At 67.8% G+C, this 16,999-nt stretch carries 12 protein-coding genes; 7 read left to right on the top strand and 5 right to left on the bottom strand.

What is annotated here, in order from left to right; genetic code table 11:
- Positions 1-78 precede the first annotated feature (78 nt).
- Positions 79-1,545 (bottom strand): HDOD domain-containing protein, encoded by a 1,467-nt coding sequence (locus CTP10_RS20595; RefSeq protein WP_116319899.1) that lies wholly within the window; start codon positions 1,543-1,545, stop codon positions 79-81.
- A gap of 9 nt (positions 1,546-1,554) precedes the next feature.
- Positions 1,555-3,336: a putative bifunctional diguanylate cyclase/phosphodiesterase gene (locus CTP10_RS20590; protein ID WP_116319774.1), complete on the bottom strand. Its 1,782-nt coding sequence runs from the start codon at positions 3,334-3,336 to the stop codon at positions 1,555-1,557.
- Between the two features lie 401 nt (positions 3,337-3,737).
- On the opposite strand from CTP10_RS20590, the gene CTP10_RS20585 reads away from it, so the two are divergent.
- On the top strand, positions 3,738-5,126 hold the full coding sequence (locus CTP10_RS20585; protein ID WP_116319775.1) for a 3-deoxy-D-arabino-heptulosonate 7-phosphate synthase: 1,389 nt from the start codon (positions 3,738-3,740) through the stop codon (positions 5,124-5,126).
- A gap of 24 nt (positions 5,127-5,150) precedes the next feature.
- Here the strand turns inward: CTP10_RS20585 and CTP10_RS20580 are convergent, their stop codons facing one another.
- Positions 5,151-7,517, bottom strand: coding sequence for a DNA polymerase II (locus tag CTP10_RS20580; RefSeq protein ID WP_116319776.1), 2,367 nt, complete (start codon positions 7,515-7,517; stop codon positions 5,151-5,153).
- 186 nt (positions 7,518-7,703) lie between these two features.
- Between CTP10_RS20580 and CTP10_RS20575 the strand changes: the two genes are divergently transcribed.
- The 6 genes from CTP10_RS20575 to CTP10_RS20550 all read left to right on the top strand — a co-directional run bounded on the left by CTP10_RS20575 (position 7,704) and on the right by CTP10_RS20550 (position 14,662).
- The gene (locus CTP10_RS20575) at positions 7,704-8,552 is read left to right on the top strand and encodes a MurR/RpiR family transcriptional regulator (protein WP_233528129.1); all 849 of its coding nucleotides are present in this window, start codon (positions 7,704-7,706) and stop codon (positions 8,550-8,552) included.
- 21 nt (positions 8,553-8,573) lie between these two features.
- Positions 8,574-9,806 (top strand): diaminopropionate ammonia-lyase, encoded by a 1,233-nt coding sequence (locus CTP10_RS20570; protein ID WP_116319777.1) that lies wholly within the window; start codon positions 8,574-8,576, stop codon positions 9,804-9,806.
- A 65-nt stretch (positions 9,807-9,871) separates the two neighbouring features.
- Positions 9,872-11,050, top strand: coding sequence for a M20 family metallo-hydrolase (locus CTP10_RS20565; protein WP_376790692.1), 1,179 nt, complete (start codon positions 9,872-9,874; stop codon positions 11,048-11,050).
- A 30-nt stretch (positions 11,051-11,080) separates the two neighbouring features.
- Positions 11,081-12,028: an N-carbamoyl-D-amino-acid hydrolase gene (locus CTP10_RS20560; protein WP_116319779.1), complete on the top strand. Its 948-nt coding sequence runs from the start codon at positions 11,081-11,083 to the stop codon at positions 12,026-12,028.
- Between the two features lie 122 nt (positions 12,029-12,150).
- Positions 12,151-13,482, top strand: coding sequence for an MFS transporter (locus tag CTP10_RS20555; RefSeq protein WP_442875243.1), 1,332 nt, complete (start codon positions 12,151-12,153; stop codon positions 13,480-13,482).
- A gap of 19 nt (positions 13,483-13,501) precedes the next feature.
- Positions 13,502-14,662: a YgeY family selenium metabolism-linked hydrolase gene (locus CTP10_RS20550; protein ID WP_116319781.1), complete on the top strand. Its 1,161-nt coding sequence runs from the start codon at positions 13,502-13,504 to the stop codon at positions 14,660-14,662.
- A gap of 27 nt (positions 14,663-14,689) precedes the next feature.
- Here CTP10_RS20550 and CTP10_RS20545 read toward each other — a convergent pair whose 3' ends face one another.
- Both CTP10_RS20545 and CTP10_RS20540 read right to left on the bottom strand, forming a co-directional pair.
- A complete protein-coding gene (locus tag CTP10_RS20545; protein WP_116319782.1) occupies positions 14,690-15,727 on the bottom strand; it encodes a hypothetical protein in 1,038 nt (345 codons plus the stop codon).
- A 57-nt stretch (positions 15,728-15,784) separates the two neighbouring features.
- Positions 15,785-16,972: a monovalent cation:proton antiporter-2 (CPA2) family protein gene (locus tag CTP10_RS20540; RefSeq protein WP_116319783.1), complete on the bottom strand. Its 1,188-nt coding sequence runs from the start codon at positions 16,970-16,972 to the stop codon at positions 15,785-15,787.
- Positions 16,973-16,999 lie beyond the last annotated feature (27 nt).

Genomic DNA, 16,999 nt, shown 5'->3' with positions numbered 1-16,999 from the left:
TCCATGTGTGCAGCGCAGCACCGTTCCCCGGGGCTGCCTGAAGAAGGTCCCGGAGGCAGCAGCGCCAGCCCCGCCGGCCTAGCGCGCCGGCGCCGACCGCAGGAAGCCGGCCGCAATCTCTCCCGCCAGCTGGGCGATCGCGTCGGCCTCCTCCCCGGACAGTGCCCCGGTGAAGCGCGCGTTGCCCCAGTCGCCGCAAATCAGGGCAACGCAGCGATTGCGCACCCGCACCGGGATCAGAAGCAGCGCGCGGGCATCGGGCATGGCCTCGCGATACCAGCGCGGCACGCGATGCGCGGCCTCGTTGTCAAAGGTGTCCTCGATCAGCAATGGCCGGTCAGCGAGCGTGGCGAAGTGGAACACGTCCGGAACGAAGCCTTCCTCGAAGGACAACTGGTCGAGCTTGTCGCGCATGCCTTCGCCAAAGCCGAGCCGCGCACCGAAGCGCCGCGCCGATGGATTCAGCAGCATCAGGAAGCAGCGCGAGAAATTCAGCGCGCGCATGGCGGACTCCAGCGCAAAGGGCGCAAGCTCGGCAATGGACATCGCCCTGCCCTCCTGCCGGACTTCGGCGACCGCCCGCTGCAGCCTGGCGAGCGCGTCGGCGGGGTTGCCGCCTTGCTCGCCGGCGTCGTCCCCGGCCTGGCTGGCGGCGTCCGTGGCCGCCATCGAGGTCGTGAGCACCCTGGCCTGCTCCAGCGCCCGCCCGAGGTGCCCCGGCTCCAGGCCCAGCCGTTCCGCCTGCGCCCGCAGCGCCGTATCGGCCGCCAACGGACTGTCGGCCGCTGGGTCGCCCTGGCCCGAGAGGATCGACGCGGCCGCCTGCGACGACAACCGGGCGACGGCGCCCAGCCAGTCGGCGTGCGTCTCCGGCATGGCGCCTTCCGGCAACGGGGGCGCGCTCATGGCGCCGGCGATCAGCGGCGGCAAACGCCATTTGACCGCAGCCGCCCGGGCGATCTCGCCGAGCGACACGCCCAGGACTTCGCGGCAGGCCTCGTCCTCGCTGATCTGCGCGCCGGCCTGCGCGCCGGCCTCGCACATTGCGGTAATGCGGTCCCACGCCTCCGGCACATACAGGATCAGCAGCAGCCGGCTCACATGGTGCATCAGCGTGCAGACCACGGCCTCTTCCCCGTCGGCGATGCCCCTTGCTTCCGCCAGAGTCCGGGTGAATTCCGCCGCGACCATGGCCTGCTTGAGCGCTTGCGCGGCCCGTGGCCGGTTCTCCGGCATGGTCTGGAAGAAGTCGAGCACGCGCACGCCCAGCGTCAGATGGATGACCGTATCCACCCCCAGCACCATGATCGCGCGCGAAACGGTGGTGACCTCGCCCCCGAACGAGCGGTACATGGCGGAGTTGGACAGCCGGATGATCTTCTGCGACAGGCTGAAGTCCGACAAGATGCTGCTGGCCATTTCGCCGACGTTGCGCTCCGCATCCAGCGAACTGAACACATGATCGATGCAATACTGCAGCGTCGGAAAATCGCCCTGCTCGGCCAGCCGGGCCCAGAGTTGGTCGAGGAATGCCTGTTTATCCATGGCCATGCCTCATTGCGGCAACAGGGTCGGGGCGTCCAGGCGCCACCTGCCCGCGGCAAAAGCCGCTTCGAGGTCGGCGGGACTCATGGCGCGCCCATAGTGCCAGCCCTGTGCCATCTCGCAGCGCTGCGCGGCCAGCAGCTCGCGCTGGCATGCCGTCTCGACGCCTTCGGCGATCGCCACCAGCCCAAGCTCGCGCGCCAGCGAGAGGACCGCAAAGACGATGGTCTGCGCGTGCGGCGAATCGACCATGTCGGCAACAAAACTGCGGTCGATCTTCAGCGCCGACAGCGGAAACCGGCGCAGGTACGACAGGCTGGAGTAGCCGGTGCCGAAATCGTCCACGGCAAAGCGGATGCCCAGCGCCCGCAACTCGGTCAGGACATTGCCCGCCGCTTCGGGATCGATCATCAGCGCCCCTTCGGTGATTTCCAGCACCAGCCGGCCGGCGCTGACACCGGTATCGCGGATCGCGCTGCGCACCTGGTCGGCGAAGCCGGGATGGCTGAACTGCACCGGCGACACATTGACCGACACGTAGCCGACCTGCGCACCCTTTGCATCCCACATGGCAAGCTGGGCGCAAGCGCAGCGCAGCACCCAGGCGCCGAGATGATGGATCAGGCCGTTGTTTTCAGCGACCGGCACGAAGATCTCGGGAGACACGGGGCGGCCGGCCCGCTCCCACCGCATCAGCGCCTCGACCGCGCACAGGTTGCTGCCGTCGAGGCTGACGATGGGCTGGTACTGCAGGGACAATTCGCCGTTATGCACGGCCTCGAACAGGTCTTGCTCGATCCGGAACTGCTCGTTCAGCTTCTCGTCGAACTCCGGCGAATAGCGGAAATACCGATTGCCGCCCAGCGCCTTCGCTTCGTACATGGCCCGGTCGGCGCGCCGCAGCAGCTCGGCGTCGGAATCCTCGACACCGGTGGCGAAGGCCAGCCCGATACTGGTGGTGACGCGGATCTGGCGCGCCGACAGCTGGAATGGCTGCCGGCAAATCCGCATGACCTGTTCCAGGATGTCGGCTGCGGCTTCGTCGGCTACGATGTTTTCGAGCAGCAAGACAAATTCATCGCCACCCAGCCGCGCCACGGTGTCCGTCCCGCGCAGCACGCCGCGCAAACGGGCCGCCATTTCCTTCAGCAAGGCATCGCCGGCGCCATGCCCGAGGGAATCGTTGATTTTCTTGAATCCGTCCAGGTCCATCAGCGCGACAGCGAGCCGGCGTCCCGCCGAATGCTCCCCGGCCAGGTATAGTTCAATGCGGCGGCGAATGAGGTCGCGGTTGCCGATCCCGGTCAACGGATCGATCAGCGACTGCTCGGTCAGTTGCTGCAGCTTCTGCATCCACGCCGTGACATCGGTCCCGAACAGCAGCAGCGACGCCAGCCCGGCTTCGTCGATGTCGCGGCAGACATGCAGCTCCAGGTAGCGGGTTCCGGCCGAGGCATCGTTGAACCGGACGGTGGCCCGCCGGGCCTGGCCATCCAGCAGGCAGGCCTGCCACAGCGCCGCGGCGCGTTCGTATTCGCCAATGGGAAGAATGTCGCGCATGGCCGCGCGGCACAGATACGCGTACGGAAGGCCCAGCAGCGCGCCCGACGCCCGGGTCGCGTTCAGGATCTGGCCGGTGACACTGACATGCAGGGCCAGCCCTTCCGACGTTTCCAGCAAGGCCCAGCCGTGCCGCCCGGCGGGGGCTGGCATCGCGCCATCCGCCTCGTCGTCGCGGGCCCATTCCGCTCCGTCGTTCGCCAGGACGGCGTCATACGTGAATGCGTGCATACGGTGTGAATCGACCCGCCCTGCCCGGCCACGCGGTCGCCGGAGATTGTTGTCATGCCAGGACCTTGACGACAGGACGCGTCAACCCTGTCGGTACCCGGCACGCTATTTGTAAAGTCCCGATTCTATTACGGCGCAAGGCGAATAAGGAAGCGCACGGACCGGGCTGTGGAAACGCCGCGACGCCATGCGGCCGGGGGCGGTCGCGGCCGGATTTCCGGCAACGCGCCGCATGTCATGAAACCCGTCAATAACGTACAGCGAGCCCCCGCACGGTGGACAAACCCGTACGGATTGTCGAGACTTGACCAGATCCGCGTGCATCGACCCTGTGCCCCCCCTGTGCCCCCCCTGTGCCCCCCCTGTGCCCCCCCTGTGCCCCCCCTGTGCCGCCCCTTGCCATGCCACCGTTGCCCTCGCCTCCTTTGCTCAATGCAACACTGCGCGCCGTCGCGCGCCGCTATCGCCTGCCGGCCAGCGCCGCCGAGCTATCCGGGCAGCAGGCAGCCAGCCCGGCAACGACGCTCGCGCTCGCAATCGAACACTCCCGCGCAGCGATGGCAAGCGGTGAAACGCCAGCCGCGGCCCTGAAAGACCGCTTTATCGATGCGCTCGCGCACCTGATCCGCGAAGCGTTGCGCACGGACGCCGGCGACCCGGTCTTCCAGGCCATGGTCATGCGGCACCGGGCGACGCACGTGCGCGAGTACGCGTCGTTGTCCGCGGGCGCCGACCCCGATCGCCGCCAGGTCTACATGGCCGTCAACGCGATCGCCCATCCGGGCCGGCAGCAGCGTCTCGCGCCGGGTCCGCAGCGTGAGGCCTTGGCCCGGCTTCATGCGTCCACCTCGGCGTCATCGTGGTCCGCGCTGCACGATACCGTACGTGGCCTGCTCGATATGCCGGAGATAGCGAGCGAAGCGCCGGGCCTGGCGCGGCTGCTCGACAGTCCCGCGCTGAAGCGCTTGCAGCGTCTCGAAGCACTGGAGGCGGATGACCTGGTGCGCCAATACCGGGAGCTATGGGACCGGCATGGCCCGCGCTCGGGAAGCGCCACGGCCAGTGCGCAAGGCGCCGCCGCCCGCCAGCGTGGCGCCGCCACCGAAGCGCAGGCCGCACAGGCACTGGAGGCACTGGCGCAGCGACTCAACGAGGCCGAGCGAGCGCAGGCGTCATACCGCGTCGTGACCTCGATGCGCGTACCGGCCTCGATCCCCGCCACGCATGAACGTGCCAAGACCGAATGGGACGCCGTCCTGCTCAGGCAACTGCCGGCATCCGATGCAGCACCAGCCTGGGAAATCTGCCTGCTCGCAGAGGCCAAGGCCTCCGTCGATGCCGCCACGACTGACCTGCCGAAGCTGCTGCGCGGCTTGCACTTGCTGGCACATGCCGACAAGGACGTCGTCTATGCGTTCGAAACGCAGCAAGGGACCGTGCGCCTGCACGGTGCCTCGCTCAGCGCGCTGCGCACCGATGAGGCCAGTCAGGCCGGCCTGGCAGGCCTGGTGCTGTATTGCTGCGATGCGCCCGCCGAAGCCAGGCCGCGCCTGCTCAGTGCGGCCAGCCGGATGCAGCTGCTGTCGGCGCAGGCCAGCCTCGAATTCGCCAGCGACCTGTGGGAAGGCCAACCCGCGGAAGCGGCGATTCTTGCCCCTGTCTGGCACGGGCTATTGGAATCGCCCCGGTGGCGCAGCGTACTCAACCAATATCCGGCGCTGTGGCAAGTCCGCGAGCTGATGGTCCATCCTGACGACCTGCTGGCGGCCATCCATCAGGCAGGCGCCTGACGCCAGGGGTGCTGTCACGCTGGCCTATTGCGGAAACAGCGTCATCTGCCCCGACAACAGCCGCTCGAAGTCGTCGTCCAGGAACGGCAGGATCGCATCGGCAATCGGCTGCAGCTGCTTGCCGACGTAGTGGCCATAGTCGATCGGCGCGGATCGGCATTCGAGCGGCTCCGGCCCTGCCGTGGTCATCACATAGCTGATCCAGCCGCCATGCTGGTACTGGCGTGGGCGGCCGTGGCGCTCGTTGTAGTCGTCGGCGATGCGGGCAGCCCGCACGTGCGGCGGCACGTTGCGCTGATAGTCCTCCAGCTTGCGCCGCAGGCGCTTGCGATAAACCAGCTGCTCGTCGAGCTCGCCGGCAAGCGTACGGCGCACGATGTCGCGCACATAGTCCTGGTATGGCGCGCGGTTGAAGACCTTCTCGTAAAGCGTCTGCTGGAACTGCTGCGCAAGCGGCGACCAGTCCGTGCGCACCGTCTCCAGCCCCTTGAACACCATCTCGACCGTGCCGTCGGCCCGCTCCACCTGGCCGGCGTAGCGCTTCTTGCTGCCAAGGTCGGTGCCGCGGATGGTCGGCATCAGGAAGCGGCGGAAGTGGGTCTCGAACTGGAGTTCAAGCGCGCTTTCCAGGCCATAGGTCTGCCACAGGTGGTCGCGCCACCAGTCGTTGACGCAGGCGACCAGGCTGCGGCCGATCTGCTGCGCATCGGCTTCCGTGCGCGCGCGGCGCAGCCAGACGAAGGTGGAATCGGTGTCGCCATAGATCACCTCGTAGCCGCGCGCCTCGACCAGCGCGCGGGTCTGCCGCATGATCTCGTGGCCGCGCATGGTGATCGATGACGCCAGCCGTGGATCGAAGAACCGGCACCCGCTCGACCCCAGCACGCCATAGAACGCATTCATGATGATCTTGAGCGCCTGCGCGAGCGGCTTGTTACGGTCGCGCTTGGCGGCCTCGCGGCCCTGCCAGACCCGGGCGACGATCGCCGGCAGGCAGTGCTTCGTCCGGGAGAAGCGCGCGCCGCGGAAACCGGGCACCGAGTCGGCATCGCCAGGATGCGCCAGGCCCTCGACCAGGCCGATGGGGTCGATCAGGAAGGTGCGGATGATCGACGGATAGAGACTCTTGTAGTCCAGCACCAGCACCGATTCGTAGAGCCCCGGCCGTGAATCCATGACGAAGCCGCCCGGGCTGGCCTCCGGCGCCAGCTCGCCGAGGTTGGGTGCGACATAGCCCTGCCGGTGCATCAGCGGCATGTAGAGATGCGTGAAGGCGGCAACCGAACCGCCGCTGCGGTCGGCCGGCAGTCCCGTGACCGTGGCGCGCTCCAGCAGGAATGACAGCAGTTCCGTCTTCTCGAAGATCCGCGTCACCAGTTCGCAATCGCGCAGGTTGTAGCGCGCCAGTGCCGGCTTGTCCTGCTCGAACATGCGGTCGATGGCATCCATGCGGTCGTACGGATTGTCGATCGCCTTGCCTTCACCGAGCAGCGTCTGCGCCACCGATTCCAGGCTGAACGACGGGAAGCTCCACGTGGCCGAACGCAGCGCCTCGATGCCATCGATGATCAGCCGTCCCGGCGCGCTGGCGAAATAGTGCTGCTGTGCGTTGTGCTCGCGCCATTCCAGTTCCGCACCGCCGCGGCCGAGGCGCAACGGCACCTGCAAGCGGCGGGCATGCTCGACCAGCACGCGCAGGTCGAACTGGACCAGGTTCCAGCCGATGATCGCGTCGGGGTCGTGATGGGCCAGCCACTGGTTCAGCTTCTCCAGCAACTCGGGTCGTGCCGCGCAATATTCGAGCGAGAAATCGACATCGACCGGTGCCGCTGGCGCGTCGCCCAGCATGTAGACCTGGCGCTGGTCGCAGCCTTCGAGCGCAATCGAGTAAAGCTCGCCGAAGGCGTTGGTTTCGATATCGAGCGACACCAGCCGTAGCGTGGGCCGGTAGTCCGCCGCGGGTTTCAGCTGGGCGTTGCACAGCACGCCGTCGCCGTCCGGCTCGCCCTCGAACCAGACCGGCGCCGTGATGAAGCGCTCCATCAGGTAGCGCTCGGGCGGGCGGATATCGGCTTCGTAGAGGTCGATGCCGGCCTCGCGCAGCGAACGGCCGAGCTGGATCAGCTGCCGATGCTGCTGGCAGTACAGGCCCATGACCGGCCTGCCCCGGAAGTCTTGCAACTTCAGCGGGCGCAACTCGACCTCGCGCTCGCGGCGCAGCAGCGCCTCGGCACGCTCGCGTTGTGCCTCGGGGACAAATGCAATCGACGGCTGATACGGCAGGCGCAGCCGGCGCGGCCCGTCGTCGGTGGCCAGCCAGACCTCGACCTCGGTGCCGGCCGGCGTATCGCGCCAATGCCGGGTCAGGATGAAACCCTGCTGGAGTGCCACGCTTGAGCCTTTTGGAATGAAACCGCTATCGGGTGATTTTAGCGAAGCGAGGGCCGCCCTCGACCCGACGCTCGCATGTGCGCGACAATCCCCATCATGAAACCAAAGTTTCATGAATAATTTTGTTTGACACCAAAGTTTCATCGGCCTATATTTCTGAAACCGAAGTTTCATTCGGACCCGATCATGACCTCATCGTTGCAAGACAAGATCCTCGCACTGAACGACCAGCTCACCGAAAGCGAGCGCCGCCTGGCCGCCGTGACCCTGGAGTGCATTGGCAACCTCGCCGCCTACTCGGCTACCGAACTGGCGCAGAAGGCCGGCGTGTCCAAGGCGACCGCCGGGCGGTTCTTCCGCCGCCTCGGCTATGAGAATTTCAATGAAGTCCGCGCCCTGCTGCGCGACGAGGCCGACCGCGGCTCGCCGCTGTACGAGCTGGCCGGCGTGCAGGCTCCTGCCGACGACCAGGCGCCGCTGGCACGCCATCTGTCCAATGACCTGCAGAACCTCGCCCAGACCTTCGACCGCCTGAATCCGGCCGATGTCGAGCGCGCCGTCGCGCTGTTCGCCGGCGCCGGGCGGGTCTTTATCGCCGGCTTCCGCAACGGCCGCGTGCTGGCGCAATACGCGTGGGCGCTGCTGACCCAGTTGCGGCCGGGCGTGACGCTGGCGCCGGGCGCCGGGCTGAACCTTGCTGAAGACCTGGCCGACCTCGGCGCAGACGACGTGCTGCTGGTGATGGACTTCCGCCGGCGCGTGACGCTGCTGTGGCCCATGGTGGCCCACGCCAACCGCGTCGGCGCCAAGGTCGTGATCCTGACCGACCCCAGCGCGACCGACCTGCCGGCGCGCTCTGACGTGGTGCTTCGCTGCGTCAACCACGGTGCGGCGGTGTTCGACTCCTATGTCGCGGCCGTCAGCCTGATCAACCACCTTTGCACAGGCCTCGCGCTGATCCTCGGCGACGCGGCGCGCGAGCGGCTCGAAGAAATCGAATCGCTGCATGACCACTACGGCGATTTACATCGCTAGAACCCAACCCAGGAGACTGTCTTGAACCACCCGCTCCCCAACCTGAAGCTGCAGTGCGCGCTGAACCCGGCGGCCACGCCCGGCGCGCCCTACGGCACGCGCCAGCAAGCCGTGCTCGGCGGCGAAGCCTTTACCCGCGCCGCCACGCAGATCCGCCGCTGGCCGGGCTACGCGCCGACGCCGCTGGTCGCACTCGATGGCCTTGCACAAGCCGCCGGTGTCGCACAGATCCTTTACAAGGACGAAGGCGACCGCTTCGGGCTGGGCAGCTTCAAGGCGCTGGGCGGCGCCTACGCGGTCAGCCGCCTGCTGGTGCGCGAGATCGGCAGCCGGCTGGGTGTGGGCGACGTGTCGGTCGACGACCTGCTATCGGGCCGCTATGCCGACGCGGTGCGGGATATCACGGTCACCTGCGCCACTGACGGCAACCACGGCCGCTCCGTGGCCTGGGGCGCGCAACGCTTCGGCTGCCAGTGCGTGATCTATATCCACGCCACCGTCAGCGAAGGCCGCAAGGCCGCCATCGAGCAATACGGCGCGCAGGTGGTCCGCACCGCGGGCAACTACGACGATTCGGTACGCCAGGCGGCCGAGGACGCGGCCCGGCTGGGGCGCTTCGTGGTCTCGGACACCTCCTATGAAGGCTATATGGAAGTGCCCAAGGACGTGATGCAGGGCTACGCGGTGATGGCCGACGAGGCGCTGCGCCAGTTGCCGGACGGCCAGTTGCCGACCCACGTGTTCCTGCAGGGAGGCGTGGGCGGGCTCGCAGCCGCCGTGTGCGCGCACTTCTGGGAAGTGCTCGGCGACAAGCGCCCCCGCTTTATCGTGGTCGAGCCGGACCAGGCCGCCTGCCTGTATGAAAGCGCTCGCGCCGGCAAGCCGGTGGCAGTCCATGGCGACCTCGACACGGTGATGGCCGGGCTCGCCTGTGGCGAAGTCTCGCTGCTGGCCTGGGAAGTGCTGCATCCCGGCGCGCATGCGTTCCTGACCATCGACGATGCCTCCGCGCTGGAAAGCGTGCGCCTGCTGGCCGACGGCCGCTATGGCGATGCCCCCATCGTCGCCGGCGAATCGGCGGTCGCGGGGCTGGCCGGCTGCCTTGGCGCCATGGCAGATCCCACCACGCGCGAACAGCTTGGCCTCGACGCCGCCAGCCGGGTGCTGGTGTTCGGCAGCGAAGGCGCGACCGATGTGGCGCTGTACCAGCGCATCGTCGGCCGCCTGCCGGAAGACGTAAGGAAGGCAGCGTGAACGCGACCCTCGACCTTGCGCGAACCGCGCGGATCGACCTGCCTCGGCTGCTGCGCCGCATCGCCATGCTCGGCGAAGTCGGCGCCATCGACGGCGGCGGGGTCTGCCGGCTCGCGCTGACCGACGAAGACCGCGCGGGGCGCGATCTGGTGGTGTCGTGGATGCGCGAGCTGGGACTGGCGGTCAGCATCGACGGTATCGGCAACGTGGTCGGCGTGCGCGCCGGCCGCGAAGACCTGCCGCCGGTAATGACCGGCTCGCATATCGACACCGTGCGCACGGGCGGGCGCTACGACGGCAATCTCGGCGTGCTCGCCGGCCTGGAAGTCATGGCCGCGCTGGACGACGCCGGCATCGTCACGCGCCACCCGCTGGCGGTTGCGTTCTTCACCAATGAGGAAGGCGCGCGCTTTGCCCCGGACATGATGGGCAGCCTCGTGTTCCAGGGCGACCTGCCACTGCAGCAGGCGCTTGGCACGCGCGGCATCGATGGCACCACGGTTGGCGAGAACCTTTCCCGGATCGGTTATGCCGGCCCTGCGCCAGTGGGCCGCAATCGCGTGCATGCCTTCGTCGAACTGCATGTCGAGCAGGGCCCGGTGCTTGAGCACGAGGACATCGCCATCGGCGCGGTCACTGGCGTGCAGGGCATCCACTGGACCGAATTCACCGTGGAGGGCACATCCAACCATGCCGGCACCACGCCGATGCGGTTGCGCCACGATGCGGGCCTGGTCGCCGCGCGCGTCGCCTGCTTCGTGCGCGACCTGTCGCGCGAGCTGGGCGGCGCGCAGCTCGCAACCGTCGGCCAGGTGCAGTACTTCCCGAACCTCGTCAACGTGATCCCGAACCGCGCGGTGTTCACGGTCGACCTGCGCAATACCGACGGCGCCGTGCTGACGGATGCGGTGCAGCGCACGCTGGCCTATGCGCAGGACGTGGCGAAGGCCGAGGGCGTTCGCCTCAGCCAGCGCACGCTGGCCGACTTCGCACCGGTGGCGTTCGACGCCGGCATGGTCGACCGCGTCGAAGCCATCGCGCGCCGGCACGGACACAGCGTGCGGCGCATGCCGAGCGGCGCCGGGCACGACGCCCAGATACTCGCCCGCATGTGCCCCGCCGGCATGATCTTCGTGCCGAGCGTGGCCGGCCTTTCGCACAACGTCGCCGAACTGACCCACGACCGCGACATCCAGGCCGGCGCCGACGTGCTGCTCGACCTGATGCTCGAACTTGCCGCCTGACATTCCCCGCATAACAGGAGACTCCCAATCATGTCCCGCATCGTCCACGTTGCCGCAGCCCAGCTCGGTCCGATCCAGCGCAGCGACTCGCGCCGCGACGTCGTCGCCCGCCTGCTGGCCCACCTGCACCATGCCCACGAAATGGGCTGCCACCTCGTGGTGTTCCCGGAACTGGCGCTGACCACTTTCTTCCCGCGCTGGTACATGGAAGACCCCGAAGCCCTCGACGCCTTCTACGAGCGCGAGATGCCCGGCCCCGAGACGCGCATCCTGTTCGACACCGCCGCGCGGCTCGGCATCGGCTTCTACCTCGGCTATGCGGAACTGGCGCGCGAAGGTGGCGCGGAACGGCGCTACAACACCGCCATCCTCGTCGGCCGCGATGGCAAGATCATCGGCAAATACCGCAAGGTGCACCTGCCCGGCCACGACCAGCATGAGCCCTGGCGCGCCTTCCAGCACCTGGAAAAGCGCTATTTCGAGCCGGGCGACGATTTCGGCGTCTGGCAGGGGTTCGGCGGCGTCATGGGCATGGCGCTTTGCAACGACCGCCGCTGGTCGGAGACCTATCGCGTGATGGGCCTGCAAGGCGCGGAAATGATCCTGCTGGGCTACAACACCCCCGTGCACAACCCGCCCGCGCCGGAGCACGACGACCTGTCGATGTTCCACAACCACCTGGTGATGCAGGCCGGCGCCTACCAGAACGGCACCTGGGTGGTCGGCGTGGCCAAGGCCGGCAAGGAAGAAGGCTGCGAGATGATCGGCGGCACCTGCATCATCGCGCCGTCGGGCGAGATCGTCGCGGCCTGCTCGACCAAGGGCGACGAGCTGGCCATCGCGCGCTGCGACCTCGACCTGTGCCAGTCGTACAAGACCACGACCTTCAACTTCGCGCGGCACCGCCGCCCCGAGGCCTACGGCCGCATCACCAGCCAGCGCGGCGCCACACCACCGCAGGCGCTGGCCGCCGCTTAACCGGCGCACTTTCCCGCCCCCTTCCCTAATCGAGATAAAAAGAACATGCAGGCGCCTCCGGGCGCCCGCAGGGGGCGTTGTTGTCTCACCAAATCCAAAGGAGGAACATAGTGAGCGATTCCCTGCAATCCGCGCCGGCGCTTCGCGCCCCGGCCGCGACCCCGAACACATCCGACACGATGGCAGCGCACGACAACGCGCTCTACCGCAAGGTGGCCTGGCGACTGCTGCCCTTCCTGATGGCCTGCTACGTGGCGGCCTTCCTGGACCGCGTCAACGTCGGCTTCGCCAAGCTGCAGATGCTGGACCAGCTCAAGTTCAGCGACACGGTGTACGGCCTTGGCGCCGGCATCTTCTTCATCGGCTACTTCCTGTTCGAAGTGCCGAGCAACGTGCTGATGCACCGCATCGGCGCCAAGAAGACGCTGGCGCGCATCATGATCCTGTGGGCCTGCATCTCGGCCTGCATGGCGCTGACAAAGACGCCGACGCAGTTCTACATCCTGCGCTTCCTGCTCGGCGCCGCCGAGGCGGGCTTCTACCCCGGCATCATCCTGTACCTCACCTACTGGTTCCCGTCGCACCGGCGCGGCCAGGTGATCGCGGTCTTCATGACCGCGGTGCCGGTGGCGGGCATCCTCGGCGGACCGCTGTCGGGCTGGATCATGGAGAGCATGCACGAGCACTACGGCTTTGCCGGCTGGCAATGGATGTTCCTGCTCGAAGCGATTCCATCGGTCGTGCTCGGGATTGCCGTGCTCTGGTACCTGGACGACAGCATCGCCGATGCACGCTGGCTGGGCGCGGCCGAGAAGCACCGCCTCGCCCACAACATCGCGGCGGAAAAGGGAAGCAAGACCGAGCACGTATCGCTGCTCAGGCTGTTCCGCGACCGCCGCGTGATCCATATGGCGCTGATCTGCTACTGCACGGTCTCCAGCCTGTCTGGCCTGGCATTCTGGATTCCGTCGGTGATCCGCTCGACGGGCGTGGTCTCGCTGCTCGACGTCGGCCTGCTGACGGCGATCCCGAATGCGTTCGCGGTGGTGTCGATGATCCTGGTGTGCCGGCATTCCGACAAGACGCGCGAGCGCCGCTGGCACATGGTCATCCCCTTTCTCGTCGGCGGCACCGGCCTGGCGCTCAGCACGATGTTCAGCCATAACCCCGCGTTCGCGGTGGCGATGCTGTCGGTGGCGGCGGCCGGGTGCATGGTCTGCTCGCCGCTGTTCTGGAGCCTGCCGACCGCCTTCCTCGAAGGGCGCAGCGCGGCGGCCGGCATTGCGGCGATCAATTCCTTCGCCGGCCTCGCCGCCTTTGCCAGCCCGTATGCGATCGGCTGGATCAAGGACCTGACCGGCTCGACCGACTGGGGCATGTACTTCCTCGCCTCCTTCACCGTGATCGGCGCGCTGCTGGTGCTGCGCGTGCCGGCCGCGCTGGTCAACCGCTGACAACAAGAGACTTACCGACATGATCGATCCCGCAAGCAATCTCAGTGACGTCGCATCGCTGACCCGCGAGATGGTGCGCATTCCCAGCCTGTCTGGCCAGGAGGGCGACCTCGCTGCCCTGCTGTCCCGACGCATGACCGAAGCCGGCTTCACGTCGGTAACGATGGACGCAAACGGTAGCGTGCTCGGGCTGATCGGCCCCGAGGACGCGGACGTGGCGCTGCTGTTCGACGGCCATATGGACGTGGTGCCTGTCACCGGCACGTGGCGCTTCGAGCCGTTCGGCGGCACCATCCACGACGGCCGGCTGTACGGGCGCGGCAGCACCGACATGAAGGGCGGCATCGCCGCCGCTATCTGCGGCGTTGCCGCGGCGGCGCGGGAGCGGCCGCTGCGCAAGCGCGTCGCGGTTTCCGCCAGCGTGCTGGAGGAAGTGATCGAAGGACATGCGCTGGCATCGGTGCTGGGCCGTTGCGAGCCGGATGCGGTGGTTATCTGCGAACCTTCGAAGCTGCAGGTCAAGACGGGACAGAAAGGCCGGCTGGAAATCCAGCTCACCTTCCACGGCAAACCCGCGCATGCGGCGACGCCGCACCTTGGCGTCAATCCTCTGCTCGCCGCCGCGCGTGCGCTGACGGCGCTGGAAGGCCTGCAACTGCCGGTCGACCCGGTCCTTGGCGCCGCACTGCTGGTGCCGACGGACATCGTTTCGTCGCCGTATCCGTCGATCTCGATGATCCCGACTTCGGCCACCATCCGCTTTGACCGCCGCACCCTGGGCGGCGAGACGCGCGAGGACATCCTCGGCCAGATCGGCAGCTGCCTGCGCGCCAATGGCCTGCATGACTTCACACTGGCGGTGTCCGACGACGAGGTGCGGACCTTCACCGGCGAATCGGCGCGGCCGACCCGCTGGCTGCCGGCATGGCAGCAGCCGGAAAGCACCCCGCTCGTGCAGGCCGCGGTGCGCGCCATCGCACAAGCCGGGCGTTCGCCGCAGGTCGGAAGCTGGGCGTTCTGCACCAACGGCTCCGAATCGGCCGGCCGCCGCCGTATCCCGACCATCGGGCTGGGGCCGGGGTGCGAGGAGGACGCGCACACCATCGATGAATCGATCGCGCTGGAGCAGCTGGACGGCGCGTGCGAGATCTATCGCAACCTGGTGCTGGAAGTGGCCTGACGCCGGCGCGGCCCGCTCCACGCGGGCTCACAGCATGCGCGCCGCCTCATCGAGCAACTGCATGGGCGACAACATGCCGGCGCGGGCCACGCACACCAGCGCAAAGGTGCGAACCAGCGGCGGATCCCCGGGAACCCGCGCGGTCATCAGCTGGAGGTCCGCGCCGGGCCCGGCACTGCCGGGCGGCAGCACGATGTTCATGGCGCTCAGCCGCACCGCTTCCCGCTCGACCTTGAAGCTGGCCTCGGCATGCGTCAGCGCGTCGACCAGCGCGTGCAGCTGGCGCTCCGGCATGCCGGCCCGGCCGCCCTGCGCGCCCTCTTCGCTCAGTGCGGCGAGCGCAGCCTCGTTCTGTGCCACCTGCTCGCGCAGCCGCTCGGGCTCGCCGGCTTGCGCCTCGCCGCCTTGTCCAAGCACGCTGCGCATGCCGACGCCCTGCTTTTCCAGCAGGTGCAGCCGCGTGGTCAGCAGCGTCTGCTCGCGCTCGATGCGGTCGCGCCGGGACGTGCCGCCAGCGACGTCGCCCAGTGCCTGCAGCGCGAGCTGGTCCAGTATGCGGGAAGCGATTTCCTCGCGCAGCGCCGCTTCGTTCGGCGCGCAGATCCTGACCTGGTGATCGGCGAAGCTGACCGTGGTCTGGGGCACCTCCGTGCGCATGACATCGCCTTCCAGCGCCACACCCAGCGTGCGGCGTTCCAGCTTGTCCATCCCGAGCACGCAATAGGCCTCGGCGGCGGACGCTGCGCCGCTGAAATAGTCGCGCAGGTCCGGCGACCGGCTGAACACCGGCATGACGTCCTGCGCCGTGCCAAAGAAGGCATGGATATAGGGATCGCTGTCCCAGCTTGCCTCGCTTGCCACCGACGCCGGCGGCAAGCCCGCCACGACATCGCGCACGTACCGGTCGGCGATGGCCAGCGCCGGGGCAAGCTGCTTGCGGTAGCCCCCCACCAGCCGCACGTATGGGCAAAGCCTGGTCACGCGCTCCGCCAGCGCGGCGCGCTCTGCATCGCGCGCCCCGTCCGGATGCTTGCCGCGACGGCGCAGCCAGTTGAGGACAGTCATCGCTAGGCACCTCCGTGGCGCGATCGGGTTGCTTGCGGCGCTGGCGAACTCGGGCCGCTACTGGCCATCCGCCTCAGCCTGGCGCGGTGCCGCGCGGGTGCGTGGCAGCTTGCGGTGGGCAAGCAACAGCAGTGGAGTCGTTGCCATCGACAGCGCAACGACGACCGTGACGACGGAGAGCTGCTCGGCGTCGATCAGGTTCGCCGCCTGCGCGGCGCCCATCACGACAAAGGCGAACTCACCGCCCTGTGACAGCAAGAGGGCGAAGTAGATGCGATGCTGGCGCGGCAATTCGATCTGGTTCGCCAGGTACATCAGTGCCAGGAACTTGCCCACCACCAGGGCGACCACCAGCACCGCCACCAGCAGCGGCTTGCTGGCCAGCACGGAGAAATCGATCGACATGCCGACCGCGATAAAGAACAGGCCGAGCAGGATGCCCTTGAACGGCGCCATGTCCGATTCGATCTCGTGGCGGCATTCAGACCCGGCCAGCAGCAGCCCGGCCACGAACGCGCCAAGCGACATCGACAGGTGGACCACGTGCATCAGCAGCGCGATGCCGATGACCCAGAGCAGCGCAAAGATGGTAAAGATCTCGCGCGTGCCGCTGCGCTGGATCATGCGCAGCACGTACTTGAGCACGAAGCGCCCGATCACGACGACCGCCGCGAGCATGGCCAGCGCCTTCGCCGCGGAAGCCCAGCCGCTGGACATGCCGGCGTCCGCCGCCACCGGCGCAAGCAGCGGCAACAGGGCGATCATCGGGATCGCGGCGATGTCCTGGAACAGCAGGATGCCGAAGCTGGATTGGCCGACGGGCGCGTCCATCAGCCGGTTCTGCTCCAGGATCGCGATCACCATCGCCGTGGACGACAGCGACAGCGCAAACCCGGCCGCCACGCCAACCCGCCATTGCACGCCGAAGACAATGAAGATCGCGGCCAGCAGCGCCGCGCACAGCGCGACCTGGATTCCGCCGTAGCCGAAGATGGAGCGGCGCATCGCCCACAGCTTCTCGAAGTCCATTTCAATGCCGATGATGAACATCATCAGCACAATGCCCAGCTCGGACACGTCCAGGATCGAATCAACATCCGTGACCAGCCGCAGCCCCCAGGGCCCGATCACCGCGCCGGCGATCAGGTAGCCCAGCACGGAGCCGAAGCCAAAGCGCACCGACAGCGGCACGGCGAGCAGTGCCGCGGCGAGGAAGATTACCGCGTCAACCAGCAGTTGTTCCATCATTCCCCTCCCGAGGAGATGACGGGG

The sequence above is a fragment of the Cupriavidus sp. P-10 genome (genome assembly GCF_003402535.2).
Taxonomy (GTDB): Bacteria; Pseudomonadota; Gammaproteobacteria; order Burkholderiales; family Burkholderiaceae; genus Cupriavidus.
This window is presented reverse-complemented; position numbering and strand designations above follow the sequence as displayed.

Coding starts and splice junctions, on each gene's coding strand:
- CTP10_RS20540 (WP_116319783.1), bottom strand. CDS start 16,972: ATGGAACAACTGCTGGTTGACGCGGTAATCTTCCTCGCCGCGGCACTG.
- CTP10_RS20565 (WP_376790692.1), top strand. CDS start 9,872: ATGCTCGGCGAAGTCGGCGCCATCGACGGCGGCGGGGTCTGCCGGCTC.
- CTP10_RS20585 (WP_116319775.1), top strand. CDS start 3,738: ATGCCACCGTTGCCCTCGCCTCCTTTGCTCAATGCAACACTGCGCGCC.
- CTP10_RS20590 (WP_116319774.1), bottom strand. CDS start 3,336: ATGCACGCATTCACGTATGACGCCGTCCTGGCGAACGACGGAGCGGAA.
- CTP10_RS20595 (WP_116319899.1), bottom strand. CDS start 1,545: ATGGATAAACAGGCATTCCTCGACCAACTCTGGGCCCGGCTGGCCGAG.
- CTP10_RS20560 (WP_116319779.1), top strand. CDS start 11,081: ATGTCCCGCATCGTCCACGTTGCCGCAGCCCAGCTCGGTCCGATCCAG.
- CTP10_RS20545 (WP_116319782.1), bottom strand. CDS start 15,727: ATGACTGTCCTCAACTGGCTGCGCCGTCGCGGCAAGCATCCGGACGGG.
- CTP10_RS20575 (WP_233528129.1), top strand. CDS start 7,704: ATGACCTCATCGTTGCAAGACAAGATCCTCGCACTGAACGACCAGCTC.
- CTP10_RS20550 (WP_116319781.1), top strand. CDS start 13,502: ATGATCGATCCCGCAAGCAATCTCAGTGACGTCGCATCGCTGACCCGC.